35 protein-coding genes and 1 pseudogene are annotated in these 21,278 nt (G+C 62.2%); all 36 read left to right on the forward strand.

Annotated elements, in window-relative coordinates:
- The coding region (locus NKJ73_RS32635; protein WP_455749504.1) for an EF-Tu C-terminal domain-related protein at nucleotides 1–86 on the forward strand (86 nt) is incomplete at its 5' end.
- Between the two features lie 63 nt (nucleotides 87–149).
- The gene (rpsJ, locus tag NKJ73_RS32640) at nucleotides 150–458 is read left to right on the forward strand and encodes a 30S ribosomal protein S10 (protein WP_006205468.1); all 309 of its coding nucleotides are present in this window, start codon (nucleotides 150–152) and stop codon (nucleotides 456–458) included.
- 96 nt (nucleotides 459–554) lie between these two features.
- Nucleotides 555–1,283 (forward strand): 50S ribosomal protein L3, encoded by a 729-nt coding sequence (gene rplC, locus NKJ73_RS32645; protein ID WP_023675141.1) that lies wholly within the window; start codon nucleotides 555–557, stop codon nucleotides 1,281–1,283.
- Nucleotides 1,283–1,903, forward strand: a complete 621-nt coding sequence (gene rplD / locus NKJ73_RS32650) for a 50S ribosomal protein L4 (RefSeq protein WP_023675140.1) — start codon at nucleotides 1,283–1,285, stop codon at nucleotides 1,901–1,903. Before rplC ends, rplD begins: the two co-directional genes overlap by 1 nt.
- Nucleotides 1,900–2,193, forward strand: coding sequence for a 50S ribosomal protein L23 (locus NKJ73_RS32655; RefSeq protein WP_023675139.1), 294 nt, complete (start codon nucleotides 1,900–1,902; stop codon nucleotides 2,191–2,193). The genes rplD and NKJ73_RS32655 overlap by 4 nt, the downstream gene beginning before the upstream one ends.
- Before the next feature lie 22 nt (nucleotides 2,194–2,215).
- On the forward strand, nucleotides 2,216–3,049 hold the full coding sequence (gene rplB / locus NKJ73_RS32660) for a 50S ribosomal protein L2 (protein WP_023675138.1): 834 nt from the start codon (nucleotides 2,216–2,218) through the stop codon (nucleotides 3,047–3,049).
- Between the two features lie 16 nt (nucleotides 3,050–3,065).
- Nucleotides 3,066–3,344, forward strand: coding sequence for a 30S ribosomal protein S19 (rpsS, locus tag NKJ73_RS32665; protein ID WP_006205463.1), 279 nt, complete (start codon nucleotides 3,066–3,068; stop codon nucleotides 3,342–3,344).
- A 2-nt stretch (nucleotides 3,345–3,346) separates the two neighbouring features.
- Nucleotides 3,347–3,736, forward strand: a complete 390-nt coding sequence (gene rplV, locus NKJ73_RS32670) for a 50S ribosomal protein L22 (RefSeq protein ID WP_006205462.1) — start codon at nucleotides 3,347–3,349, stop codon at nucleotides 3,734–3,736.
- Nucleotides 3,736–4,461: a 30S ribosomal protein S3 gene (gene rpsC / locus NKJ73_RS32675; protein WP_023675137.1), complete on the forward strand. Its 726-nt coding sequence runs from the start codon at nucleotides 3,736–3,738 to the stop codon at nucleotides 4,459–4,461. Before rplV ends, rpsC begins: the two co-directional genes overlap by 1 nt.
- A 27-nt stretch (nucleotides 4,462–4,488) precedes the next feature.
- Nucleotides 4,489–4,902, forward strand: coding sequence for a 50S ribosomal protein L16 (rplP, locus tag NKJ73_RS32680; RefSeq protein WP_006205460.1), 414 nt, complete (start codon nucleotides 4,489–4,491; stop codon nucleotides 4,900–4,902).
- 13 nt (nucleotides 4,903–4,915) lie between these two features.
- The gene (rpmC, locus tag NKJ73_RS32685; protein ID WP_006205459.1) at nucleotides 4,916–5,116 is read left to right on the forward strand and encodes a 50S ribosomal protein L29; all 201 of its coding nucleotides are present in this window, start codon (nucleotides 4,916–4,918) and stop codon (nucleotides 5,114–5,116) included.
- Between the two features lie 11 nt (nucleotides 5,117–5,127).
- Nucleotides 5,128–5,367, forward strand: a complete 240-nt coding sequence (gene rpsQ, locus NKJ73_RS32690) for a 30S ribosomal protein S17 (RefSeq protein ID WP_023675136.1) — start codon at nucleotides 5,128–5,130, stop codon at nucleotides 5,365–5,367.
- 82 nt (nucleotides 5,368–5,449) lie between these two features.
- On the forward strand, nucleotides 5,450–5,818 hold the full coding sequence (rplN, locus tag NKJ73_RS32695; RefSeq protein WP_006205457.1) for a 50S ribosomal protein L14: 369 nt from the start codon (nucleotides 5,450–5,452) through the stop codon (nucleotides 5,816–5,818).
- A 12-nt stretch (nucleotides 5,819–5,830) separates the two neighbouring features.
- Entirely contained in the window at nucleotides 5,831–6,145 is a 315-nt protein-coding gene (gene rplX / locus NKJ73_RS32700) for a 50S ribosomal protein L24 (RefSeq protein ID WP_254817150.1), read from the forward strand.
- Nucleotides 6,138–6,716, forward strand: a complete 579-nt coding sequence (gene rplE / locus NKJ73_RS32705) for a 50S ribosomal protein L5 (protein WP_008875670.1) — start codon at nucleotides 6,138–6,140, stop codon at nucleotides 6,714–6,716. Before rplX ends, rplE begins: the two co-directional genes overlap by 8 nt.
- Nucleotides 6,717–6,742: 26 nt before the next feature.
- The gene (gene rpsN, locus NKJ73_RS32710; protein ID WP_023675134.1) at nucleotides 6,743–7,048 is read left to right on the forward strand and encodes a 30S ribosomal protein S14; all 306 of its coding nucleotides are present in this window, start codon (nucleotides 6,743–6,745) and stop codon (nucleotides 7,046–7,048) included.
- A gap of 12 nt (nucleotides 7,049–7,060) precedes the next feature.
- The gene (rpsH, locus tag NKJ73_RS32715) at nucleotides 7,061–7,459 is read left to right on the forward strand and encodes a 30S ribosomal protein S8 (protein WP_006205453.1); all 399 of its coding nucleotides are present in this window, start codon (nucleotides 7,061–7,063) and stop codon (nucleotides 7,457–7,459) included.
- Nucleotides 7,460–7,548: 89 nt separating this feature from the next.
- The gene (rplF, locus tag NKJ73_RS32720) at nucleotides 7,549–8,082 is read left to right on the forward strand and encodes a 50S ribosomal protein L6 (protein WP_352572482.1); all 534 of its coding nucleotides are present in this window, start codon (nucleotides 7,549–7,551) and stop codon (nucleotides 8,080–8,082) included.
- Between the two features lie 84 nt (nucleotides 8,083–8,166).
- Entirely contained in the window at nucleotides 8,167–8,526 is a 360-nt protein-coding gene (gene rplR / locus NKJ73_RS32725; protein ID WP_023675132.1) for a 50S ribosomal protein L18, read from the forward strand.
- 155 nt (nucleotides 8,527–8,681) lie between these two features.
- Entirely contained in the window at nucleotides 8,682–9,245 is a 564-nt protein-coding gene (rpsE, locus tag NKJ73_RS32730; protein ID WP_006333394.1) for a 30S ribosomal protein S5, read from the forward strand.
- Nucleotides 9,246–9,269: 24 nt separating this feature from the next.
- Entirely contained in the window at nucleotides 9,270–9,467 is a 198-nt protein-coding gene (gene rpmD, locus NKJ73_RS32735; RefSeq protein WP_006205449.1) for a 50S ribosomal protein L30, read from the forward strand.
- A 22-nt stretch (nucleotides 9,468–9,489) separates the two neighbouring features.
- Nucleotides 9,490–9,963: a 50S ribosomal protein L15 gene (gene rplO / locus NKJ73_RS32740; RefSeq protein ID WP_352572484.1), complete on the forward strand. Its 474-nt coding sequence runs from the start codon at nucleotides 9,490–9,492 to the stop codon at nucleotides 9,961–9,963.
- Between the two features lie 191 nt (nucleotides 9,964–10,154).
- Complete coding sequence (gene secY / locus NKJ73_RS32745; RefSeq protein WP_023675130.1) at nucleotides 10,155–11,495, forward strand: preprotein translocase subunit SecY; 1,341 nt, start codon at nucleotides 10,155–10,157, stop codon at nucleotides 11,493–11,495.
- The gene (locus NKJ73_RS32750) at nucleotides 11,492–12,103 is read left to right on the forward strand and encodes an adenylate kinase (RefSeq protein WP_352572486.1); all 612 of its coding nucleotides are present in this window, start codon (nucleotides 11,492–11,494) and stop codon (nucleotides 12,101–12,103) included. Before secY ends, NKJ73_RS32750 begins: the two co-directional genes overlap by 4 nt.
- Before the next feature lie 198 nt (nucleotides 12,104–12,301).
- Nucleotides 12,302–12,670, forward strand: a complete 369-nt coding sequence (gene rpsM, locus NKJ73_RS32755) for a 30S ribosomal protein S13 (protein ID WP_006205445.1) — start codon at nucleotides 12,302–12,304, stop codon at nucleotides 12,668–12,670.
- A gap of 139 nt (nucleotides 12,671–12,809) precedes the next feature.
- Complete coding sequence (gene rpsK / locus NKJ73_RS32760) at nucleotides 12,810–13,199, forward strand: 30S ribosomal protein S11 (RefSeq protein WP_006205444.1); 390 nt, start codon at nucleotides 12,810–12,812, stop codon at nucleotides 13,197–13,199.
- A gap of 104 nt (nucleotides 13,200–13,303) precedes the next feature.
- A complete protein-coding gene (locus NKJ73_RS32765) occupies nucleotides 13,304–14,314 on the forward strand; it encodes a DNA-directed RNA polymerase subunit alpha (RefSeq protein ID WP_023675128.1) in 1,011 nt (336 codons plus the stop codon).
- Nucleotides 14,315–14,430: 116 nt separating this feature from the next.
- Nucleotides 14,431–14,862 carry a 50S ribosomal protein L17 gene (rplQ, locus tag NKJ73_RS32770; protein ID WP_023675127.1) on the forward strand — a complete coding sequence of 144 codons (432 nt, stop codon included), beginning with the start codon at nucleotides 14,431–14,433 and terminating at the stop codon, nucleotides 14,860–14,862.
- Between the two features lie 193 nt (nucleotides 14,863–15,055).
- Entirely contained in the window at nucleotides 15,056–16,543 is a 1,488-nt protein-coding gene (locus NKJ73_RS32775; RefSeq protein WP_352572488.1) for a DegQ family serine endoprotease, read from the forward strand.
- A 43-nt stretch (nucleotides 16,544–16,586) separates the two neighbouring features.
- Nucleotides 16,587–17,894, forward strand: a complete 1,308-nt coding sequence (locus NKJ73_RS32780) for a replication-associated recombination protein A (RefSeq protein WP_352572489.1) — start codon at nucleotides 16,587–16,589, stop codon at nucleotides 17,892–17,894.
- A 136-nt stretch (nucleotides 17,895–18,030) separates the two neighbouring features.
- Nucleotides 18,031–18,861 carry an aspartyl/asparaginyl beta-hydroxylase domain-containing protein gene (locus tag NKJ73_RS32785; RefSeq protein ID WP_023675124.1) on the forward strand — a complete coding sequence of 277 codons (831 nt, stop codon included), beginning with the start codon at nucleotides 18,031–18,033 and terminating at the stop codon, nucleotides 18,859–18,861.
- A 31-nt stretch (nucleotides 18,862–18,892) separates the two neighbouring features.
- On the forward strand, nucleotides 18,893–19,279 hold the full coding sequence (crcB, locus tag NKJ73_RS32790; protein ID WP_352572491.1) for a fluoride efflux transporter CrcB: 387 nt from the start codon (nucleotides 18,893–18,895) through the stop codon (nucleotides 19,277–19,279).
- 125 nt (nucleotides 19,280–19,404) lie between these two features.
- The gene (crcB, locus tag NKJ73_RS32795; protein ID WP_245274632.1) at nucleotides 19,405–19,776 is read left to right on the forward strand and encodes a fluoride efflux transporter CrcB; all 372 of its coding nucleotides are present in this window, start codon (nucleotides 19,405–19,407) and stop codon (nucleotides 19,774–19,776) included.
- On the forward strand, nucleotides 19,773–20,111 hold the full coding sequence (locus NKJ73_RS32800) for a DUF190 domain-containing protein (protein ID WP_254817158.1): 339 nt from the start codon (nucleotides 19,773–19,775) through the stop codon (nucleotides 20,109–20,111). The genes crcB (NKJ73_RS32795) and NKJ73_RS32800 overlap by 4 nt, the downstream gene beginning before the upstream one ends.
- 62 nt (nucleotides 20,112–20,173) lie before the next feature.
- Nucleotides 20,174–21,154, forward strand: coding sequence for an RluA family pseudouridine synthase (locus NKJ73_RS32805; RefSeq protein WP_352458558.1), 981 nt, complete (start codon nucleotides 20,174–20,176; stop codon nucleotides 21,152–21,154).
- Between the two features lie 5 nt (nucleotides 21,155–21,159).
- Nucleotides 21,160–21,278: pseudogene (locus tag NKJ73_RS32810) on the forward strand (EamA/RhaT family transporter); the annotation flags it as partial.

Genomic DNA, 21,278 nt, shown 5'->3' on the forward strand with positions numbered 1-21,278 from the left:
TCGCCATGGAAGAGAAGCTGCGCTTCGCCATCCGTGAAGGCGGCCGCACCGTCGGTGCCGGCATCGTCGTCACCATCAAAGAGTAATTTGGACTTAAACCGATCTGTCGCGGGCGCTGCCCGCGCCGCGCCAGAACAAGGAAGTGACGCATGAACGGACAGAATATCCGCATCCGCCTGAAGGCGTTTGATCACCGGGTGCTCGACGCCTCGACACGGGAAATCGTGTCGACCGCCAAGCGCACCGGCGCCAACGTCCGCGGCCCCATTCCGCTGCCGACGCGGATCGAAAAGTTCACGGTCAACCGGTCGCCTCACGTCGACAAGAAGAGCCGCGAGCAGTTCGAGATGCGCACGCACAAGCGTCTGCTCGACATCGTCGACCCGACCCCGCAGACGGTCGATGCTTTGATGAAGCTCGACCTGGCCGCCGGTGTCGACGTCGAGATCAAGCTCTAAGGAACCAGAGGTCAGCGGGGCGACCCGCAACTCTGAAGGAACAAGAGGCGTGGAGGGGCGACAGCCCCGACAGGGAACTCTAAAGGAATTGAACCGATGCGTTCAGGTGTGATTGCAAAGAAGGTGGGAATGACCCGCATCTACAACGATGCCGGGGAACATGTTCCCGTCACTGTTCTCCAGATGGAGAACTGCCAGGTCGTGGCGCAGCGCACGCAGGAGAAGAACGGCTATACCGCCGTCCAGCTCGGCGTTGGCCTTGCCAAGGTGAAGAACACGTCGAAGGCGATGCGCGGCCATTTCGCGACCGCTTCCGTCGAGCCCAAGGCCAAGGTTGCCGAGTTCCGCGTCTCCGCCGACAACATGATCGATGTTGGCGCCGAGATCACCGTCGAGCACTTCGTCGTCGGCCAGAAGGTCGATGTGACGGGAACCACGATCGGCAAGGGTTTCCAGGGCGTCATCAAGCGGCACCACATGGGTGGCGGCCGCGCGACGCACGGCAACTCGGTGTCGCACCGTACACACGGCTCGACCGGCCAGCGCCAGGATCCGGGCAAGGTGTTCAAGGGCAAGCATATGGCCGGCCACATGGGCGACACCCGCGTCACCACGCAGAATGTCGAGGTCGTCTCGACCGACGCCGATCGCGGCCTGATCCTGATCCGCGGTGCGGTCCCGGGTTCGAAGGGTGCATGGATCCTGGTCCGCGACGCGGCCAAGGTGGCGCTTCCGGCCAATGCGCCGAAGCCCGCCGCGATCCGCGCCGTTGCGACTGACGGTGCCGCCACGAACGAGGCGCCGGCCACAGAGGGAGCGGAATAATGGACCTCAAGATTACAACGCTTGGCGGCAAGGACGCCGGCAAGCTGAAGCTCTCCGAAGAGATTTTCGGCCTCGATCCGCGCGAGGACATCCTGCAGCGCGTCGTGCGCTGGCAGCTTGCCAAGAAGCAGCAGGGCACCCACAAGGCCAAGGGTCGCGCGGAAATCGCCCGCACCGGCGCCAAGATGTACAAGCAGAAGGGTACCGGCCGCGCCCGTCACCATTCGGCTCGCGCTCCGCAGTTCCGCGGCGGCGGCAAGGCCCATGGCCCGGTCGTTCGCAGCCACGAGCACGATCTGCCGAAGAAGGTGCGTGCACTCGGCCTCAAGCATGCGCTTTCGGCCAAGGCCAAGAGCGCGTCGATCATCATCATCGACGAGCTGAAGCTGACCGAGGCCAAGACCAAGGCGCTGATCGCGAATTTCGCGACGCTGGGCCTGAGCAACGCCCTGGTGATCGGCGGCGCCGAGCTTGACAAGAATTTCAAGCTGGCGGCGACCAACATCCCGAACATCGACGTGCTGCCCATCCAGGGCATCAACGTCTACGACATTCTGCGCCGCGGCACGCTGGTCCTTTCCAAGGCCGCCGTCGAGGCTCTCGAGGAGCGCTTCAAATGACCGACCTTCGTCATTACGACGTGATCGTCTCGCCGGCGATCACCGAAAAGTCGACCATGGCTTCCGAGCAGAACCAGGTCGTCTTCAATGTCGCCAAGAAGGCGTCGAAGCCGGAAATCAAGGCCGCCGTCGAAGCGCTGTTCGGCGTCAAGGTGATGGCCGTGAACACGCTTGTCCGCAAGGGCAAGATCAAGCGCTTCCGCGGCACGATCGGCCGCCAGAGCGACGTCAAGAAGGCGGTTGTGACGCTGGCCGAAGGCCAGTCGATCGACGTCGCGACGGGTCTCTGAGCAAGGTCGCGAGGACAGAACAATGGCACTGAAAAAATTCAACCCGGTAACGCCGAGCACCCGTCAGCTGGTCATCGTCGACCGCTCGGGCCTCTACAAGGGCAAGCCCGTCAAGGGCCTGACCGAAGGCCTGACCAAGTCGGGCGGCCGCAACAATTACGGCCGCATCACGGCCCGCTTCATCGGCGGCGGTCACAAGCGCACCTACCGTATCATCGACTTCAAGCGCCGCAAGTTCGACGTCGTCGGCACGGTCGAGCGTATCGAGTACGATCCGAACCGCACCGCCTTCATCGCGCTGATCAAGTATGACGATGGCGAGCTGTCCTACATCATCGCCCCGCAGCGTCTGGCTCCCGGCGACAAGATCGTGGCCGGTGAATCGGTCGACGTGAAGCCGGGCAACGCGATGCCGCTGGCTTCGATGCCGGTCGGCACGATCGTCCACAATATCGAGCTGAAGCCCGGCAAGGGCGCTCAGGTCGCCCGTTCGGCCGGCGGTTATGGCCAGCTCGTCGGCCGCGACCAGGGCATGGCGATCCTGCGCCTCAATTCGGGCGAGCAGCGTGTCGTCCACGGCTCCTGCATGGCCACTGTCGGCGCCGTGTCTAACCCGGACCACGGCAACATCAATGACGGCAAGGCAGGCCGCACCGTGTGGCGCGGCAAACGTCCGCACAATCGCGGCGTGACCATGAACCCGGTCGACCATCCACATGGCGGCGGCGAAGGCCGCACCTCGGGTGGCCGCCATCCGGTTTCGCCCTGGGGCAAGCCGACCAAGGGCAAGAAGACGCGGTCCAACAAGGCGACCGACAAGTTCATCCTGCGCTCGCGCCATCAGCGCAAGAGCTAAGAAGAGGTAACGCCAAGTGACTCGTTCGATTTGGAAAGGCCCCTTCATCGACGGCTACCTTCTGAAGAAGGTGGACAAGGTTCGTGAAGGTGGTCGCAATGAGGTGATCAAGATGTGGAGCCGTCGCTCCACCATCCTGCCGCAGTTCGTCGGCTTCACCTTCGGTGTCTACAACGGCCAGAAGCACGTTCCCGTCTCGGTGAACGAGGACATGGTCGGTCACAAGTTCGGTGAATTCGCTCCGACCCGGACCTATTACGGTCACGGCGCGGATAAGAAGGCGAAGAGGAAATAATCATGGGCAAGGCCAAAGCTCCGCGCAGGCTTGCTGACAACGAAGCGCGCGCCGTGTTGCGCACGATCCGTATCAGCCCGCAGAAGCTGAACCTGGTTGCCGCGTTGATCCGCGGCAAGAAGGTCGCGACAGCGCTTTCCGACCTCGAATTCTCGGCCAAGCGGATTTCCGGCACGGTCAAGAAGACGCTGGAATCGGCGATCGCCAACGCGGAAAACAACCACGACCTCGACGTCGATGCGCTGATCGTGGCGGAAGCCTATGTCGGCAAGTCGATCGTCATGAAGCGGTTCCATGCCCGTGGCCGTGGTCGCGCCAGCCGTATCGAGAAGCCGTTCTCGCACCTCACGATCGTCGTTCGTGAAGTCGAAGAAAAAGGGGAGGCCGCATAATGGGCCAGAAAGTCAATCCGATCGGTCTGCGTCTCGGCATCAACCGCACCTGGGATTCGCGCTGGTTCGCGAACACCGGCGAGTACGGCAAACTGCTGCACGAGGACATCAAGATCCGCAAATATCTTGAGAAGGAACTCAAGCAGGCTGCGATCTCGAAGGTCGTGATCGAGCGTCCGCACAAGAAGTGCCGCGTCACCATCCATGCGGCGCGTCCGGGCCTGATCATCGGCAAGAAGGGCGCCGACATCGAGAAGCTTCGCAAGAAGCTGATGGAGATGACCAAGTCCGAGACGCATCTGAACATCGTCGAAGTGCGCAAGCCGGAGATCGACGCGACCTTGGTCGCCCAGTCGATCGCCCAGCAGCTCGAGCGCCGCATCGCGTTCCGCCGCGCCATGAAGCGTGCCGTGCAGTCGGCGATGCGCCTCGGTGCCGAAGGCATCCGCATCAACTGCGCCGGCCGTCTCGGCGGCGCCGAGATCGCGCGCATGGAATGGTATCGTGAAGGCCGCGTGCCGCTGCATACGCTGCGTGCCGACGTCGACTACGGCACGGCCGAGGCGAATACGGCCTACGGCATCTGCGGCGTCAAGGTCTGGGTGTTCAAGGGCGAGATCCTCGAGCACGACCCGATGGCTTCGGAGCGCCGCGCCACCGAGGGCGATCATGCGCATGGCGGTGGTGGTGAGCGCGAACGCGGTCGCCGTCGCGAAAACGCGTAAGACATTTAGGAATTTGGAGTTAGAACGATGCTGCAGCCAAAGCGCACAAAGTTCCGCAAGCAGTTCAAGGGCCGCATCCACGGTACCGCCAAGGGCGGCACCAACCTGGATTTCGGTGGTTTCGGGCTGAAGGCGCTTGAGCCGAACCGCGTCACCGCGCGTGAGATCGAGGCGGCTCGCCGCGCGATCACCCGCGAGATGAAGCGTGCCGGCCGCGTGTGGATCCGTATCTTCCCGGACGTGCCGGTGACGTCGAAGCCGACCGAAGTCCGTATGGGTAAGGGCAAGGGCGCGGTCGACTACTGGGCGGCACGCGTCAAGCCGGGCCGCATCATGTTCGAGATCGACGGCGTCAACGAGGAAACCGCCCGTGAGGCGCTGCGTCTCGGCGCGGCCAAGCTCTCGGTCAGGACGCGCTTCGTACAGCGCATCGCAGAATAAGGACGGGCTGATCATGAAAGCCGAAGACATCCGGACCAAGACCCAGGACCAGCTGACCGACGACCTGGCCAGCCTGAAGAAGGAGCAGTTCAACCTGCGCTTCCAGAAGGCCACCGGCCAGCTTGAGAAGACCGCCCGCGTGAGGCAGGTCCGCAAGGACATTGCGCGTATCAAGACCATCGCTGCGGAAAAGTCCGCGGCCAAGAAGGCTTAAGGACGAAAACCATGCCAAAGCGCATTCTGCAGGGCACCGTCGTCAGCGACAAGAACGAGAAGACGGTTGTCGTCAAGGTCGAACGGCGCTTCACGCATCCCGTGATGAAGAAGACCGTGCGCATGACCAAGAAGTACAAGGCGCACGACGAGAACAACGCCCACAAGGTCGGCGATCAGGTGTTCATCCAGGAATCGAAGCCGATTTCCAAGGACAAGCGCTGGGTCGTGGTGTCTTCGGACCAGGCCTGATCAGGGCCAACGAAACGAATTTTGGACAGACCGGGGAGGGGTGAGAGACCCGTCCCGTTAGAAAAGAAGAAGGCGGCCAGTCATGATTCAGATGCAAACAAACCTCGACGTCGCGGATAATTCCGGCGCTCGTCGTGTCATGTGCATCAAGGTGCTGGGCGGCTCGAAGCGGAAATACGCTTCCGTGGGCGACATCATCGTGGTGTCGATCAAGGAAGCCATCCCGCGCGGCCGCGTCAAGAAGGGCGATGTGATGAAGGCGGTCGTGGTTCGCACGGCCAAGGACATCCGCCGCCCGGACGGCAGCGTGATCCGTTTCGACAAGAACGCAGCCGTTCTCGTCGACAACAAGAAAGAGCCGATCGGCACGCGTATCTTCGGACCGGTTCCGCGCGAACTCCGCGCCAAGAACCACATGAAGATCATCTCGCTCGCGCCTGAAGTGCTGTAAGGAGCCGGACCAATGCAAAAGATTAGAAAAGGCGACAAGGTCGTCGTGCTGGCCGGCAAGGACAAAGGCCGTTCGGGCGAAGTCCTTTCGGTACAGCCGAAGGATGACACCGCGCTGGTGCGCGGCGTCAACCTGATCCGTCGTCACCAGAAGCAGTCCCAGTCCCAAGAGGGCGGGATCATCACCAAGGAAGCGCCGATCCAGCTGTCGAACATCGCGCTGGCCGACCCCAAGGATGGCAAGCCGACCCGCGTCGGCTTCATCTTCCAGAAGGACGGCAAGAAGGTGCGCGTCGCCAAGCGCTCGGGAGAAGTCATCAATGGCTAAGGCTCAAACCAAGCAGGCAACTGCCCAGAACACGCCGCGCCTCAAGCAGGTCTACAACGAGACCATCCGCAAGGCGCTGCAGGAGCAGTTCGGCTACGAGAACGAGATGCAGGTTCCGCGCATCGACAAGATCGTGCTGAACATGGGCGTCGGCGAGGCGACTGGCGATTCGAAGAAGCCTTCGATCGCGGCGGAAGACCTTGCGATGATCGCCGGCCAGAAGGCCGTTGTCACCCGCGCTCGCAACTCGATCGCCGGCTTCAAGGTCCGCGAGAAGATGCCGATCGGCGCCAAGGTCACGCTACGCAAGGAACGCATGTACGAGTTCCTCGACCGCCTCGTGAACATCGCACTGCCGCGCGTCCGCGACTTTCGCGGACTTAATCCGAAGAGCTTCGATGGCCGTGGCAACTATGCCATGGGCATCAAGGAACACATCGTGTTTCCGGAGATCAACTACGACAAGGTTGATCAGATCTGGGGCATGGACGTCATCGTTTGTACGACTGCGAAGACGGACGACGAAGCCAGGGCATTGCTCAAGGCCTTCAACTTCCCCTTCCGCCAGTAACGGCAGCGAGAAAAGGAAAATCTGAAATGGCAAAGACCAGCTCAGTCGAGAAGAACAACAGGCGCCGCAAGCTTGCGGACCAGTTCGCTGCCAAGCGCAAGGTGCTCAAGGCGATCATCATGGATCAGTCCAAGCCGATGGAAGAGCGCTTCCGCGCCCAGCTGAAGCTTTCGGCGCTGCCGCGCAACTCGGCCAAGACCCGCATCCGCAACCGCTGCGAAGTCACCGGACGTCCGCGTGCCTATTATCGCAAGCTCAAAGTATCGCGTATCGCGCTTCGTGATCTCGGCAATAACGGCCAGATCCCGGGCCTGGTCAAGTCGAGCTGGTAAGGAGGACATAACATGTCATTGAGCGATCCTCTCGGCGATATGCTGACCCGCATCCGCAACGCGTATGGCCGCAAGAAGTCGAGCGTTTCGACGCCGGCCTCGCGCCTGCGTACCCGCGTCCTCGACGTGCTGAAGGCGGAAGGCTATATCCGCGACTACAGCCAGACCGACTTCGACAACGGCAAGTCCGAAATCGAGATCGAGCTGAAGTATTTCGATGGTGCGCCGGTGGTGCGCGAAATCGCTCGGGTCTCGAAGCCCGGCCGCCGCGTCTACGTTTCGGCCAAATCGATACCGCACGTCGCCAACGGCCTCGGCATCGCCATCCTTTCGACGCCGAAGGGCGTGATGGCCGACCACGAAGCGCGTGAACAGAATGTCGGCGGGGAAATCCTCTGCCAGATCTTCTGATCTGGTATGTGACCCGGTTGGAAACAGGCTTTCGGGATCTAGTCCCGAAAGCCGAGACCTGAAACAAGAGAAGTGACGAGGACAACAAAATGTCTCGTATTGGAAAGAAACCCGTTTCGCTGCCGCAGGGCGTGACCGCGACCGTCAACGGCCAGACCGTGACGGCGAAGGGTCCGAAGGGCGAGCTGAAGTTCGTGGTGAACGACGAAGTGCTGGTCAAGATGGAAGGCAGCGAGATCGCTGTCCAGCCGCGCGACCAGACCAAGACTGCCCGTTCCAAGTGGGGCATGTCACGCACGCAGATCGTCAACATCCTGCAGGGCGTCAAGGCCGGCTTCGAAAAGAAGCTCGAGATCACCGGCGTCGGCTATCGTGCCGCCATGCAAGGCAAGAACCTGCAGCTGGCGCTCGGCTTCAGCCATGACGTCGTCTACGAGACGCCGCAGGGCGTGACGATCTCGGTGCCGAAGCCGACGGAAATCACGGTGACCGGCATCGACAAGCAGCAGGTCGGCCAGGTCGCCGCCGAGATCCGCGAGTATCGTAGCCCCGAGCCCTACAAGGGCAAGGGCGTTCGCTATGCTGGCGAGAAGATCGTCCGCAAGGAAGGCAAGAAGAAGTAATTTTAACGCCGCGGGGAGCGGTCGCGGGAGGCTCGTCCTACCGCATATGGTTGCCCCCGTTTTTGAAGGCAAGGAACTGATATCATGGGCTCGAAAGAATCCACCCAACGCCGCGCCCAGCGCGTCCGCCGCCAGATCAAGAAGGTTGCCGGCGATCGTCCGCGCTTGTCGGTCCATCGCACGTCGAAGAACATCTATGTCCAGGTGATCGACGACGCCAAGGGCCACACCATCGCGGCTGCTTCGACGCTCGAGAAGGAGCTCAAGGGCTCGCTCAAGACCGGCGCCGACACCGCGGCTGCAGCTGCCATCGGAAAGCTGATCGCCGAACGCGCCTCGAAGGCCGGCGTCAAGGAAGTCGTCTTCGACCGCGGCGCCTATATCTACCACGGCCGCGTCAAGGCGCTGGCCGAGGCTGCCCGTGAAGGTGGTCTGAGCTTCTAGAGCATGATCCCGAACCGAAGGTCAGCGCAGCAAAAAGTTGCAGACTTTTCGGATAAGATCATGCGAAGGAAAAAAGAGTGTTCGCCCCCGGCGACCCGCAGAGGTGCCGGATATCATCATCAACCGTGCTTCCGGAAAAAAACAAGGAACAGGATATGGCACAGGAACGTAGGGATGGCGGCCGCGGCCGTGATCGCGAAGAGCGCGACGACGGCATGGTCGACAAGCTCGTCCACATCAACCGTGTCGCCAAAGTCGTCAAGGGCGGCCGGCGCTTCGGCTTTGCGGCACTTGTCGTCGTCGGCGACCAGAAGGGCCGCGTCGGCTTCGGCCACGGCAAGGCGCGCGAAGTGCCGGAGGCGATCCGCAAGGCGACCGAATCGGCCAAGCGCGACATGATCTTCGTGCCGCTGCGCTCAGGCCGCACGCTGCACCACGACGTCGAGGGACGCTGGGGCGCGGGACGCGTTCTGCTGCGCGCCGCCAAGCAAGGTACCGGCATCATCGCCGGCGGCCCGATGCGCGCCGTTTTCGAGACGCTCGGCATGCATGACGTGGTCGCCAAGTCGATGGGTTCTTCGAACCCCTACAACATGGTTCGCGCCACTTTCGACGCGCTGAAGAGCCAGATGCATCCGAAGGATGTGGCTGCCGCGCGCGGCATCAAGTATTCGACCCTTCAGGCCCGCCGCGGCACCGCCGTTGCGGCTGAAGAATAGTCGACGCTGACCAGGGATCTGACCATGGCCAAGAAAGCAACCAAGACCATCACCGTCGAGCAGATCGGTTCGCCGATCCGCCGGCCGAAGGAGCAGCGCGCAACGCTGGTCGGCCTCGGCCTCAACAAGATGCACAAGCAGCGCACGCTGGAGGATACGCCCTCGGTGCGCGGCATGATCGCTGCCGTCCAGCATCTCGTCCGCGTCGTGGACGAGGGCTGAGCCAGAGCGCAGGAGAACCCAGATGAAACTCAATGATCTGCGTGACAAGGACGGCGCGACGCACTCCAAGAAGCGTCTCGGCCGTGGCATCGGTTCCGGTTCGGGCAAGACCGCCGGTCGCGGCGTCAAGGGCCAGAAGGCGCGCTCCGGCGTCGCCGTCAACGGCTTCGAGGGTGGCCAGATGCCGCTCTACCGCCGCCTGCCGAAGCGCGGCTTCAACAATATCTTCGCCAAGAGCTTCACCGTCGTGTCGCTGGCCCGCATCCAGGCGGCGCTCGATGCCAAGAAGCTCGACGCTAAGACAGTTGTAACAGCCGAGGCGCTGGTTGCGGCAGGTGTCATCCGTCGCGTCAAGGACGGCGTGCGCATCCTTTCAGACGGCGACATCAAGGCCAAGCTTGCCTTCGAAGTGGCCGGAGCCTCCAAGGCCGCGATCGAGAAGATCGAAAAGGCCGGCGGCTCGGTGAAGCTGCCTGAGAAGGCAGCCGCCGAGTAACGGCAATTTGAAGCACGGCCGGCAAAGGTGGAATTCGGTTTTGCCTGCGGTCGTGCTTTGATCTGACAGATGTGGCGGCCGCATCAACGCGGCCGCTTGCATGTTTGCAGTCCGGAGCTTATCTCGTGAGCTTCGGTGACACGCGCCGCCTGAGCTGCGGGCATCGAGCGTGACCAAGCGGAGAATCAGGCATGGCTTCGGCTGCTGAACAACTAGCCTCGAATCTGAATTTTTCGGCCTTCGCCAAAGCCGAGGATCTGAAGAAGCGCATCTGGTTCACCATCGGCGCGCTGCTCGTCTACCGCCTTGGCACCTATATCCCGCTGCCCGGCATCAATCCCGACGCTTTCGCCCAGGCCTTCTCGTCGCAGAGCAAGGGCGTGCTCGGCATGTTCAACATGTTCGCCGGCGGCGCCGTGCAGCGCATGGCGATCTTTGCCCTCGGCATCATGCCCTATATCTCGGCCTCCATCATCATGCAGCTGATGACCTCGGTCATTCCGTCGCTGGAAGCGCTGAAGAAGGAAGGCGAGCAGGGCCGCAAGATCATCAACCAGTACACGCGCTACGGCACCGTGCTTCTGGCGCTGGTTCAGGCGTACGGCATTTCGGTCGGGCTTGAGGGCGGCAACGGCATCGTCAACGATCCCGGCATGTTCTTCCGCATCTCTACCGTCGTCACGCTGGTCGGCGGCACCATGTTCCTGATGTGGCTTGGCGAGCAGATCACTGCTCGCGGCATCGGCAACGGCATTTCGCTGATCATCTTCTCCGGCATCGTCGCCGGCCTGCCGCGCGCCATCTCCGGCACGCTGGAGCTTGGCCGCACCGGCGCCTTGTCGACCGGCCTGATCCTGGCGATCATCGTGCTGGCCATCATCGTCATCGCGCTGATCGTCTTCTTCGAGCGCGCCCAGCGCCGCCTGCTGATCCAGTATCCCAAGCGCCAGGTCGGCAATCGCATGTTCCAGGGCGATACCTCGCATCTGCCGCTGAAGCTTAACACCTCCGGCGTCATTCCGCCGATCTTCGCCTCGTCGCTGCTGCTGCTTCCGGCAACGGTTGCCGGCTTCTCGCAGACCACCAATATGCCTGCATGGGCCAGCACCATCCTGGCGGCGCTCGGCCACGGCCAGCCGCTCTATATGGCCTTCTACGCGGCGATGATCGTGTTCTTCGCCTTCTTCTATACGGCGATCGTCTTCAATCCGAAGGACACCGCCGACCAGCTCAAGAAGCATTCGGGCTTCATCCCGGGCTATCGTCCGGGCGAGCGCACTGCGGACTATATTGACTATGTGCTCACCCGCATCACCGTCGTCGGCGCCATTTATCTGGTGCTGGTGTGCCTGCTGCCCGAGTTCCTGATTTCAGCGACTGGCGTACCGTTCTACCTTGGTGGCACTTCGCTCCTGATCGTGGTCAGTGTAACGCTCGATACGGTGGCGCAGATTCAGGGTCACCTGATCGCGCACCAGTATGAGGGCCTGATCAAGAAGTCGAAGCTGCGCGGGGGGAAAAAGGCCAGATGAGGTTGATATTGCTTGGACCGCCGGGGGCGGGCAAGGGGACACAAGCACTAAGACTGGTAGAACGACACGGCATCCCACAGCTTTCCACGGGGGACATGCTGCGTGCTGCTGTCCAGGCTGGCACCGAAGTCGGCAAGCGCGCCAAGGCGGTGATGGACGCTGGCGAACTGGTGTCCGACGCTATCGTCAACGCCATCGTGGCCGAGCGCATCGATCAAGCTGATTGCGCAAACGGCTTCATCCTTGACGGGTATCCCCGAACTCTGGTGCAAGCGGACGCCGTTGAGGAAATGCTGTCGGATCGCGGACTGGAGCTAGACGCTGTCATCGAATTTGTCGTCGATGACAAGGCGCTGGTTGGCCGAATCGTCAAGCGCGCCGAAGACGCCAAGGCCGCAGGCCTGCCGGTGCGCAAGGACGACAGCCCAGCGGTGTTCGAGGAACGCTTGAGGGAATATTACAAGAAAACCTCGCCGCTGATCGGCTACTACTACGCCAAGGGCAAACTCAGGGGCGTCGATGGCATGGCCGACATCGATGCGGTGACGCAGCAGATCGAGGCGGTGCTCAGGGCGACGACCCGGACAGTCGGCCAGGCGGCCGGCTAGAGAATCGAATGATTGCGCTTGACTGGAGCGGTCCGCTGGGGTATGGCGGCCCGTCTTCCTATCAGGCATGAGGCTTGCTTGTCCGCAAGGGCAAGGCAGGCCGCTTTGAACTGGAAACTCCCGCAAGGGCCGGCCTCCACCGGACGCGGGGCAACTTGAAGCGCCGGCTCGTCCGGCCTATATGGAGAAGAGAAGAACATGGCTCGTATAGCCGGCGTCAATATTCCGACCAACAAGCGCGTCGTCATCGCGCTTCAATACATTCACGGCATTGGCAAGAAGTTCGCCCAGGAGATCGTCGACAAGGTCGGCATCCCGGCCGAGCGCCGCGTCAACCAGCTGACCGACGCGGAAGTGCTGCAGATCCGCGAGACCATCGACCGCGACTACCAGGTCGAGGGCGATCTGCGCCGCGAAGTGTCGATGAACATCAAGCGACTCATGGACCTCGGCTGCTACCGCGGCCTGCGTCACCGCCGCTCGCTGCCGGTTCGTGGTCAGCGCACGCATACCAATGCGCGCACCCGCAAGGGCCCGGCTAAGTCGATTGCCGGAAAGAAGAAGTAATTTAGGGCAGTAAGGGAGTAGGGCAGTAAGGCAATAGGAACGGCAGACATACTGCCCTACTGCCATATTCCCCTACTGCCTTCTCCCTGGTGGAGCCGCTGGCATTACGGCGGTGTAGAGATCAACTGAAAGGACCATCATGGCCAAGGAAGCCGCTCGTGTTCGCCGTCGCGAACGCAAGAACATCTCGTCGGGCGTTGCCCACGTCAATTCGACCTTCAACAACACGATGATCACCATCACCGACGCGCAGGGTAACTCGATTGCCTGGTCGTCGGCCGGAGCCCAGGGCTTCAAGGGATCGCGCAAGTCGACCCCGTTCGCTGCCCAGATGGCCGCAGAAGATGTTGCCAAGAAGGCCCAGGAACACGGCATGCGCATGCTCGAGGTCGAGGTCTGTGGACCCGGCTCCGGTCGTGAATCGGCGCTGCGCGCGCTGCAGGCTGCCGGCTTCACCATCACCTCGATCCGTGATGTGACGCCGATCCCGCACAATGGCTGCCGCCCGCGCAAGAAGCGCCGCGTCTAAAGAATTTACCGAACGCCGCGCGAGCGCCTCAAGGGCGCTCCTCCACGGCATTCCAGGTCGCCCGCCACGATTGGATGGTGGCGGGACAACGGAAGGAAAGCACTATGATCCAGAAAAATTGGCAAGAACTGATCAAGCCGAACAAGATCGAGTTCTCGTCGAAGAAGAAGACGCTGACCACGCTGGTCGCCGAGCCGCTCGAGCGCGGCTTCGGCCTCACCCTCGGCAACGCGCTGCGCCGCGTGCTTCTGTCTTCGCTGCGTGGCGCGGCTGTAACCGCCGTGCAGATCGACGGCGTTCTGCATGAATTCTCGTCCATCGCCGGCGTCCGCGAGGACGTGACCGACATCGTTTTGAACATCAAGGAAATCGCCATCCGCATGGAAGGCGACGGCCCCAAGCGCATGGTCGTCCGCAAGCAGGGACCGGGCGCGGTTCTCGCCGGCGACATCCAGACGGTCGGCGACGTCGAGATCCTCAATCCCGACCACGTCATCTGCACGCTGGACGAGGGCGCTGAAATCCGCATGGAATTCACCGTCGATACCGGCAAGGGCTATGTCCCGGCCGACCGTAACCGCGCCGAGGACGCGCCGATCGGGCTGATCCCCGTCGACAGCCTGTATTCGCCGGTCAAGAAGGTCTCCTACAAGGTCGAGAACACCCGCGAGGGCCAGGTTCTCGACTATGACAAGCTGACCATGACCATCGAGACCGACGGTTCGATTTCGGGCGAGGACGCGGTGGCCTTCGCCGCTCGCATCCTGCAGGACCAGCTCGGCCTGTTCGTCAATTTCGACGAGCCGCAGAAGGAAGTCGCCGCCGAACAGGTTACCGAGCTTGCCTTCAACCCGGCGCTGCTCAAGAAGGTCGACGAGCTCGAGCTTTCGGTGCGTTCGGCCAACTGCCTGAAGAACGACAACATCGTCTATATCGGCGACCTGATCCAGAAGACCGAAGCCGAGATGCTGCGCACCCCGAACTTCGGCCGCAAGTCGCTGAACGAGATCAAGGAAGTCCTGGCGGCGATGGGCCTGCATCTCGGCATGGAAGTGCCGGACTGGCCGCCGGAAAACATCGAAGACCTCGCCAAGCGTTACGAAGACCAATATTGAGCATGATCCCGAACCGAAGGTCAGCGCAGCAAAAAGTTGCAGACTTTTCGGACAAGATCATGCGGCTAACCAACTGGGGCTCAGGCCTCTTGAAACCGCAATGAAGGAGAAGAGCCATGCGCCACGGATTTAAGGGCCGCCGGTTCGCCCGCAGCATAAGCCATCGCAAGTCGATGTTTGCCAACCTTGCCGTGTCGCTTATCGAGCACGAGCAGATCCTCACCACGCTGCCGAAGGCGAAGGATTTGCGTCCGATCGTCGAGAAGCTGGTGACGCTCGGCAAGCGCGGCGACCTGCACGCCCGCCGCCAGGTTATTGCCCAGATCGGCAATGAAGGCGTCGTCAAGCGCCTGTTCGATACCATCGCGCCACGTTATGCCACCCGCAACGGCGGCTATCTGCGCATCATGAAGGCCGGCTTCCGCCACGGTGATAACGCGGCAATGGCGGTCATCGAGTTCGTCGACCGCGACACCTCGGCCAAGGGCGCCGGCGATCGCGCCCGCATCGAGGCCGAAGGCACCGAAGAGGAAGCCGCAGCCGCATAAGGCTTGGTTTTTCTGAGAAGTTCAAAAGGGGCCTCCGGGCCCCTTTTTCTGTTTCCGAAGGTACCGGGCAGGGCTGGTAGGGGTTTTGTCACCGGTTTTTGCGGCGACTACCCAAAATAATCCGATTTCAGCGGCTTAGCCTTTCATTTTGCACAATCGTCAGGACAATGGCGCCCGACTTGGAGGATTCGGAATGCGCGTTAAACGGCTGTCCATTGTTCTGATCTGCGCCTTGATGGCGTTGGCCGTCGTGCCGGCGGCCAGGCACGCGCTGGCGGAGGAGGCCAAGCCAGATCCCGGTCTGTCCGACGTGCTAACCGATCTGCTGCATGGCGTCGAAGGCGAAAACGCCACTTCAGGCCCCGACAAGCGCGTGCCGTTCGGCCGCGAGGAGGTGCAACTGTCCTTCGCGCCGCTGGTCAAGCAGACGGCGCCGGCCGTGGTCAATGTCTACGCTTCGCAGACCGCCAAGGTGACGTCGCCCTTCGACGGCGATCCGTTCTTCGAGGAGTTCTTCGGCCGCTCGCAGCCGCGCGCGCAGTCTTCGCTCGGTTCGGGGGTGCTGGTCGATCCGACCGGTGTCGTGGTCACCAATTTCCACGTCGTCAAGGACGCTGACCAGGTCAAGGTCGCGACCGCCGACGGGCGCGAATTCGACAGCAAGGTGCTGCTCAAGGATGAGACGCTCGACCTCGCCGTGCTCAAGATTTCTTCTGACAAGCCGTTCCCGGTGATCGCCATCGGCGATTCCGACGCGCTCGAGGTCGGCGATCTGGTGCTGGCGATCGGCAATCCGTTCGGTGTCGGCCAGACCACCACCAGCGGCATCATTTCGGCGGTGGCGCGCAGCCATATCGGCGTCTCCGATTCCAGCTTCTTCATCCAGACCGACGCCGCCATCAACCCCGGCAATTCCGGTGGCGCGCTGGTCAACATGGGAGGGCAGCTGATCGGCATCAACACGGCGATCTATAGCCGTAGCGGCGGCTCGATCGGCATCGGCTTTGCCATCCCTTCGAACATGGTTCGCGCCTTCGCCGACGCGGCTAAGGCCGGGCTCGACTTCTTCGAGCGGCCGTATGCCGGTGCCGAGTTCGAGGCGGTGACGCCGCAGATTGCCGAATCGCTTGGCATCGACAAACCGACCGGTGCGCTGGTTTCTTCGGTCGAAGAGGCGGGACCCGCCGCCAAGGCAGGGCTCAAGCCGGGCGACGTGGTGCTGTCGCTCAACGGCAAGCCGGTCGAGAGCGTCGGGGCGCTGGACTACCGGATGGCGACGCTCTCGATTGGTACGAATGCCAGCTTCGGCGTTCTGAGCAAGGGTCAGCAGGCGACGATGGACATCGCGCTGGAACGGCCGCCTGAGGGCGCCAAAGCTGCGGAACTCACTTTGCGCGGCCGCAGCCCGTTTTCCGGTGCCAAGGTTGCTGAACTGTCGCCACGGCTTGCCCAACGGCTCGGTCTGCGCACCGATGTCAAAGGCGTCACCGTGGTCGACATCAACCGCGATTCGCCTGCTGCCGATTTTGGCTTCCAGCCAGGCGACATCGTGCGTGAGGTCAATGGCCTGACGATCGACAAGGCGGCGACCTTGGAACAGGTAGCCCAGCAGGATACGCGCTGGTGGCGCTTTACCGTCGAGCGCGGCGGGCAGATACTGCGCCAGGTGTTGCGTTACTGAGCCCGAACGTCAGCATGATCGGGCTCCAGGCAGAAGAAGTTGCATGGCCGATCTGTTCAGTGTCGATGAACCGAAGACGCCGCCCGGCAGGCCGCTGGCGGACCGTCTGCGCCCGAAGAACCTCGGCGAGGTCGTCGGCCAGGAGCATCTGACCGGACCCGACGGCGCGCTGACGCGGCTGATCGGCTCCGGCTCGCTCGGCTCGATGATCTTCTGGGGCCCGCCCGGCACCGGCAAGACCACGGTCGCACGGCTGCTTGCCGGCGAGACAAGCCTCGCCTTCGAACAGATCTCGGCGGTGTTTTCCGGCGTTGCCGACCTGAAGAAAGTGTTCGAGGCAGCGAAGCTGCGCCGCTCCAACGGCCGCCAGACACTGCTGTTCGTCGACGAGATCCATCGCTTCAACCGCGCCCAGCAGGACAGTTTTCTGCCCGTGATGGAAGACGGCACCGTCGTGCTGGTCGGCGCCACCACGGAGAATCCGTCCTTCGAGCTTAACGCCGCGCTGTTGTCGCGCGCGCGTGTGCTGGTCTTTCACTCACTCGGCGAGGACAGTATCGCCAAGCTGCTGGCGCGGGCCGAGGAGGCAGAGGGCAGGGCGCTGCCGCTCGATGAAGACGCGCGGGCGATGCTCATCCGCATGAGCGACGGCGACGGCCGCGCGGCATTGACGCTCGCCGAAGAAGTCTGGCGCGCAGCGAAATCAAAGGAGGTGTTCGGCGCCGAAGCCCTGCAGCGCATCGTCCAGCGCCGCGCGCCGATCTACGACAAGGGACAGGACGGCCACTACAATTTGATCTCCGCCTTGCACAAATCGGTGCGCGGCTCCGACCCCGACGCGGCACTCTACTATCTCGCCCGCATGTTCGACGCCGGCGAAGATCCACTTTATCTCGGGCGCCGGTTGGTGCGCATGGCGATGGAGGATATTGGGCTGGCCGACCCGCAGGCGCTCGTCGTCGCTAACGCCGCCAAGGACGCCTATGACTATCTGGGCTCGCCCGAGGGCGAACTGGCCTTCGCCGAGGCGACCGTCTATCTCGCCACCGCGCCGAAATCCAATGCAGTTTATACCGCGTTCAAGGCCGCCACACAGGCGGCGAAGGAATTCGGTTCGCTGCTGCCGCCCAAGCACATTCTCAATGCGCCGACCAAGCTGATGAAACAGGAAGATTACGGCGCCGGCTATCGCTACGACCACGACGAGCCCGACGCTTTTTCCGGCCAGGACTATTTTCCGGAGAAGATGGGAAGGCAGACATTCTACGACCCGCCAGAGCGCGGCTTCGAGCGCGATATCAGGAAGCGGCTGGATTATTGGGCGAAGCTGCGCAGCGAGCGGGAAAAGTAGCTGCCGACCGCACAGTGGTGTGATCGCCGTTGTCTGGCGGGATAAAAAACCCTATCAAGATGCGCCTTCGGCTGGCGGACAGGCCAGAAACGTACCGACGATATTCAGAACGGAATCGCGCCTGGCGCGTGGAAAAATGACAAAAAAATCTCGCAAGACCCTTCGGAAGTTCGCCATAGCGATCCCGCTGCTGGCGCTCGGCTTCTATTTCATTCCCATCCTGACGACAATTTTCATTGTCCTCGGCCTGGTCGACGTGTTGCGCAATGACAACAAGAACTGGGCGCTGTTCAGTGGTTATTTCCTCGGCAACGGCATCTTCACCTGGCTGCTTTCGCCCTTCAATCTGCTGGTCGATCTTCTGTGCTACAGAAACCGCGGTGTCTGGAAACTGGACCAGTTTCCTCCGGACTATCAGCGTGAGGTCAACGAGGTTCTGGACGTCTTCAAGGCGCGCAAGGACGAGATCATCGCCGATATCGACGCCAATTTCGGCAGCGGCCGGCGCGGCATGTATGTCTACCAGTGGTACGGCAAGCACAAGATCGACAACGTCGCCGAATTCAACAAGGATTTCAAATATATCAAGACCATCGCCGTGTCGGTGTTCAGGGGCAAGGAATCGACCTCCTGGCATTTCGGACCGCTGCGGCTCAGCCTGCGCATTCTCTACAATCTTCTCCCGGTGAAGGCCGAGGTTTTCGTCGAGTGCAACAACGCCAGGAACTACTGGCACGACAATCCGCTCTATATTTTCGACGACACGCTGCTGCACCGCTCGGTCAACGAATATGATGGGCGCCGCTACTGCGTGTTCATGGACATCATCCGGCCATCGCCATTCCCCGGCCTGATCGCCGCTCTTCTCGCCATCGTTTCGGTCAGCGTCGAGCGCATCAATGCCATGTTCTACAAGAACTGGAAGATGATCGGCTCCAGCAAGCCGAAGAAGGCCGGAGCCGCCTGACACCGTGGTGTGACCGGCGCGAGGGAGCACGATGTATCATCTGTTGCTTGTCTGCCTTGGTGGCGCGATCGGTGCAATGGCCCGCTTCTTCCTGTCCGGCTTCGTCGCCCGCCGGGTCGGCGAGACCTTTCCCTGGGGCACTATGGCCGTCAACGTCTCGGGAGCGTTTGCAATCGGTGTCGTTGCGCATGCGGTGGCGCGCGACGGCATGCCCGCCATCTGGGTCTTTACCGTTACCGGCGGCCTCGGCTGCTACACCACGGTTTCTTCCTTCAGCCTGCAGACGCTGGCGCTGGCGCGCGAGGGCGAATGGCGGCGCGCCGGCGGAAATGTGCTGCTTTCGGTTTTTCTGAGCCTCGGCGGCGTGACGCTGGGCTTTGCTGCGGGAAGTCTTCTGATTGGCGGCGGGGCGCCGTGAGCGGCCCGCGGAAGCTCCGCCACGACGGGACGGACACTGCCGCGGCAGGGCATGCGGCGCGCCTCATTGGCCGTCGCAGAACCAACGAAACGGTTCGGCTCTATGCGACCGTAGCCGCAGGCAGCATGATCGGCGGTGTGTTGCGGGCGCTTGCCTCATCGACGAGCACTGCCCTGTGGGGCGCTGGATTTCCCTTCGGCACGCTCCTCGTCAACATTGTTGGCTCGTTCCTCATCGGCTTCTACGCGACATTGACGGGACCGGATGGTCGCGTCTTCGCCGGTCCGCTGCAACGTCAATTCTTCATGGCCGGCTTCTGCGGCGGCCTGACGACCTTCTCCGCTTTCAGCCTTGAAACACTCACCCTCGCGCAAGGCGGGAGGCTTGTGGCGGCGGGACTCAATATCGCGATCTCCGTGGTGGCCTGGCTTGCCGCCGTCTGGCTTGGCCACATCTTTGCAGTTCGGCTCAACCGGCTGAGAGGGTCCAGGCAATGAAGATACCAACACAGGCACAATTGCTGCGCATATTTATCGGCGAAAACGACAAGGCAGATGGCCGTCCGCTGTATGAGGTTATCGTGCTGAGGGCCCGCGAAATGCAGATCGCCGGCGCGACCGTCCTGCGCGGCGCGATGGGGTTCGGCCATTCCAGCCGGCTTCACACCACGAAGATCCTCCGCCTATCGGAGGATCTGCCACTCGTCATCGAGATCGTCGATGACGAGGAAAAATTGGCCGCTTTCCTGCCCGTGCTTGAAACAATCATGACAAGTGGTTTGATTACGCTGGAGAAAGTTCAGGTTCTGCAATATGGAACCGACAACGAATAACCGAGTGAGATTGCGGGTACCGGCGAATGCCGTTGCATGCCTGCAAAACGGCGATTGGAATCATGGCAGGCGTTGAACAGATCACAGTGGACGCCGGCGAGGCGGGCATGCGGCTCGACCGCTGGTTCAAGAGCCATTTCCCCGGTCTCGGTTTCGGTCATCTGCAGAAGCTGCTGCGTTCCGGCCAGATCCGCGTCGACGGCGGCAGGGTGAAGGCCGATACCCGCGTCGAAGCCGGCCAGACGGTGCGAGTGCCGCCGCTCGAAGTCGACAAGAAAGGTGAAAGCCCGCTCACCGGTCATTCGATCCGCAACCAGGGCGACGCCGACGTTTTGGCAAAGATGCTGATCCATGAGGACCCGAAGGTCTTCGTCTTCAACAAGCCGGCCGGCCTGGCGGTCCAGGGCGGCTCTGGCGTCACCCGCAATGTCGACGACATGCTGGAAGCCTGGCGCAACCAGAAGGGCGAGAAGCCGCGTCTGGTGCACCGGCTCGACCGCGACACGTCGGGTGTGCTGGTTGTCGCCCGTACAAGGCTCGCCGCCATGAAGCTCGCCGAAGCGTTCCGGGCGCGTGAGACGAAGAAAACTTACTGGGCGCTGGTCAAGGGCGTGCCGCCGAAGCGCGAGGACAAGATCTCGACCTGGCTGATCAAGGAACCGACGCCCGACGGCGATCGTGTGCGCATCGCCAAGCATGGCGAAAAGGGCGCCGATCACGCCGTGTCCTATTACCGCATCGTCGAGCAGGCGGCGCAGACCCTGTCCTGGCTGGAAATGGAACCCTATACCGGGCGCACCCACCAGCTTCGCGTCCATGCCGCCCATATCGGTTGCCCGATCATCGGCGACCCCAAATATTTCGAGGCCGACACCAATTGGGATTTTCCAGGCGGCATGCAGAACCGGCTGCATCTGCACGCGCGCCGCATCGTCATCCCGCATCCCGACAAGGGCTTTGTCGACGTCACCGCACCGATGCCGCCGCATATGCGCCAGAGCTGGAACCTGCTCGGTTTCGACGACGCGAGCGCGGAGGACTAGCGGCGGTGGGCGTCGCCACAGATACGCTCGACCGCCGTGACGCGGTCGATCTGGCGGCCGCCGCCATCATGGTCGGGCTGACCTTTTCGTTGGGCCTGAACTACGTTGCCGCCAAGATCTCGTA

This window comes from Mesorhizobium sp. M0074 (assembly GCF_040322975.1).
In the GTDB taxonomy this organism is placed as follows: domain Bacteria; phylum Pseudomonadota; class Alphaproteobacteria; order Rhizobiales; family Rhizobiaceae; genus Mesorhizobium.

Coding starts and splice junctions, on each gene's coding strand:
- rpsJ (WP_006205468.1), top strand. CDS start 150: ATGAACGGACAGAATATCCGCATCCGCCTGAAGGCGTTTGATCACCGG.
- rplC (WP_023675141.1), top strand. CDS start 555: ATGCGTTCAGGTGTGATTGCAAAGAAGGTGGGAATGACCCGCATCTAC.
- rplD (WP_023675140.1), top strand. CDS start 1,283: ATGGACCTCAAGATTACAACGCTTGGCGGCAAGGACGCCGGCAAGCTG.
- NKJ73_RS32655 (WP_023675139.1), top strand. CDS start 1,900: ATGACCGACCTTCGTCATTACGACGTGATCGTCTCGCCGGCGATCACC.
- rplB (WP_023675138.1), top strand. CDS start 2,216: ATGGCACTGAAAAAATTCAACCCGGTAACGCCGAGCACCCGTCAGCTG.
- rplV (WP_006205462.1), top strand. CDS start 3,347: ATGGGCAAGGCCAAAGCTCCGCGCAGGCTTGCTGACAACGAAGCGCGC.
- rpsC (WP_023675137.1), top strand. CDS start 3,736: ATGGGCCAGAAAGTCAATCCGATCGGTCTGCGTCTCGGCATCAACCGC.
- rplP (WP_006205460.1), top strand. CDS start 4,489: ATGCTGCAGCCAAAGCGCACAAAGTTCCGCAAGCAGTTCAAGGGCCGC.
- rpmC (WP_006205459.1), top strand. CDS start 4,916: ATGAAAGCCGAAGACATCCGGACCAAGACCCAGGACCAGCTGACCGAC.
- rpsQ (WP_023675136.1), top strand. CDS start 5,128: ATGCCAAAGCGCATTCTGCAGGGCACCGTCGTCAGCGACAAGAACGAG.
- rplN (WP_006205457.1), top strand. CDS start 5,450: ATGATTCAGATGCAAACAAACCTCGACGTCGCGGATAATTCCGGCGCT.
- rplX (WP_254817150.1), top strand. CDS start 5,831: ATGCAAAAGATTAGAAAAGGCGACAAGGTCGTCGTGCTGGCCGGCAAG.
- rplE (WP_008875670.1), top strand. CDS start 6,138: ATGGCTAAGGCTCAAACCAAGCAGGCAACTGCCCAGAACACGCCGCGC.
- rpsN (WP_023675134.1), top strand. CDS start 6,743: ATGGCAAAGACCAGCTCAGTCGAGAAGAACAACAGGCGCCGCAAGCTT.
- rpsH (WP_006205453.1), top strand. CDS start 7,061: ATGTCATTGAGCGATCCTCTCGGCGATATGCTGACCCGCATCCGCAAC.
- rplF (WP_352572482.1), top strand. CDS start 7,549: ATGTCTCGTATTGGAAAGAAACCCGTTTCGCTGCCGCAGGGCGTGACC.
- rplR (WP_023675132.1), top strand. CDS start 8,167: ATGGGCTCGAAAGAATCCACCCAACGCCGCGCCCAGCGCGTCCGCCGC.
- rpsE (WP_006333394.1), top strand. CDS start 8,682: ATGGCACAGGAACGTAGGGATGGCGGCCGCGGCCGTGATCGCGAAGAG.
- rpmD (WP_006205449.1), top strand. CDS start 9,270: ATGGCCAAGAAAGCAACCAAGACCATCACCGTCGAGCAGATCGGTTCG.
- rplO (WP_352572484.1), top strand. CDS start 9,490: ATGAAACTCAATGATCTGCGTGACAAGGACGGCGCGACGCACTCCAAG.
- secY (WP_023675130.1), top strand. CDS start 10,155: ATGGCTTCGGCTGCTGAACAACTAGCCTCGAATCTGAATTTTTCGGCC.
- NKJ73_RS32750 (WP_352572486.1), top strand. CDS start 11,492: ATGAGGTTGATATTGCTTGGACCGCCGGGGGCGGGCAAGGGGACACAA.
- rpsM (WP_006205445.1), top strand. CDS start 12,302: ATGGCTCGTATAGCCGGCGTCAATATTCCGACCAACAAGCGCGTCGTC.
- rpsK (WP_006205444.1), top strand. CDS start 12,810: ATGGCCAAGGAAGCCGCTCGTGTTCGCCGTCGCGAACGCAAGAACATC.
- NKJ73_RS32765 (WP_023675128.1), top strand. CDS start 13,304: ATGATCCAGAAAAATTGGCAAGAACTGATCAAGCCGAACAAGATCGAG.
- rplQ (WP_023675127.1), top strand. CDS start 14,431: ATGCGCCACGGATTTAAGGGCCGCCGGTTCGCCCGCAGCATAAGCCAT.
- NKJ73_RS32775 (WP_352572488.1), top strand. CDS start 15,056: ATGCGCGTTAAACGGCTGTCCATTGTTCTGATCTGCGCCTTGATGGCG.
- NKJ73_RS32780 (WP_352572489.1), top strand. CDS start 16,587: ATGGCCGATCTGTTCAGTGTCGATGAACCGAAGACGCCGCCCGGCAGG.
- NKJ73_RS32785 (WP_023675124.1), top strand. CDS start 18,031: ATGACAAAAAAATCTCGCAAGACCCTTCGGAAGTTCGCCATAGCGATC.
- crcB (WP_352572491.1), top strand. CDS start 18,893: ATGTATCATCTGTTGCTTGTCTGCCTTGGTGGCGCGATCGGTGCAATG.
- crcB (WP_245274632.1), top strand. CDS start 19,405: ATGATCGGCGGTGTGTTGCGGGCGCTTGCCTCATCGACGAGCACTGCC.
- NKJ73_RS32800 (WP_254817158.1), top strand. CDS start 19,773: ATGAAGATACCAACACAGGCACAATTGCTGCGCATATTTATCGGCGAA.
- NKJ73_RS32805 (WP_352458558.1), top strand. CDS start 20,174: ATGGCAGGCGTTGAACAGATCACAGTGGACGCCGGCGAGGCGGGCATG.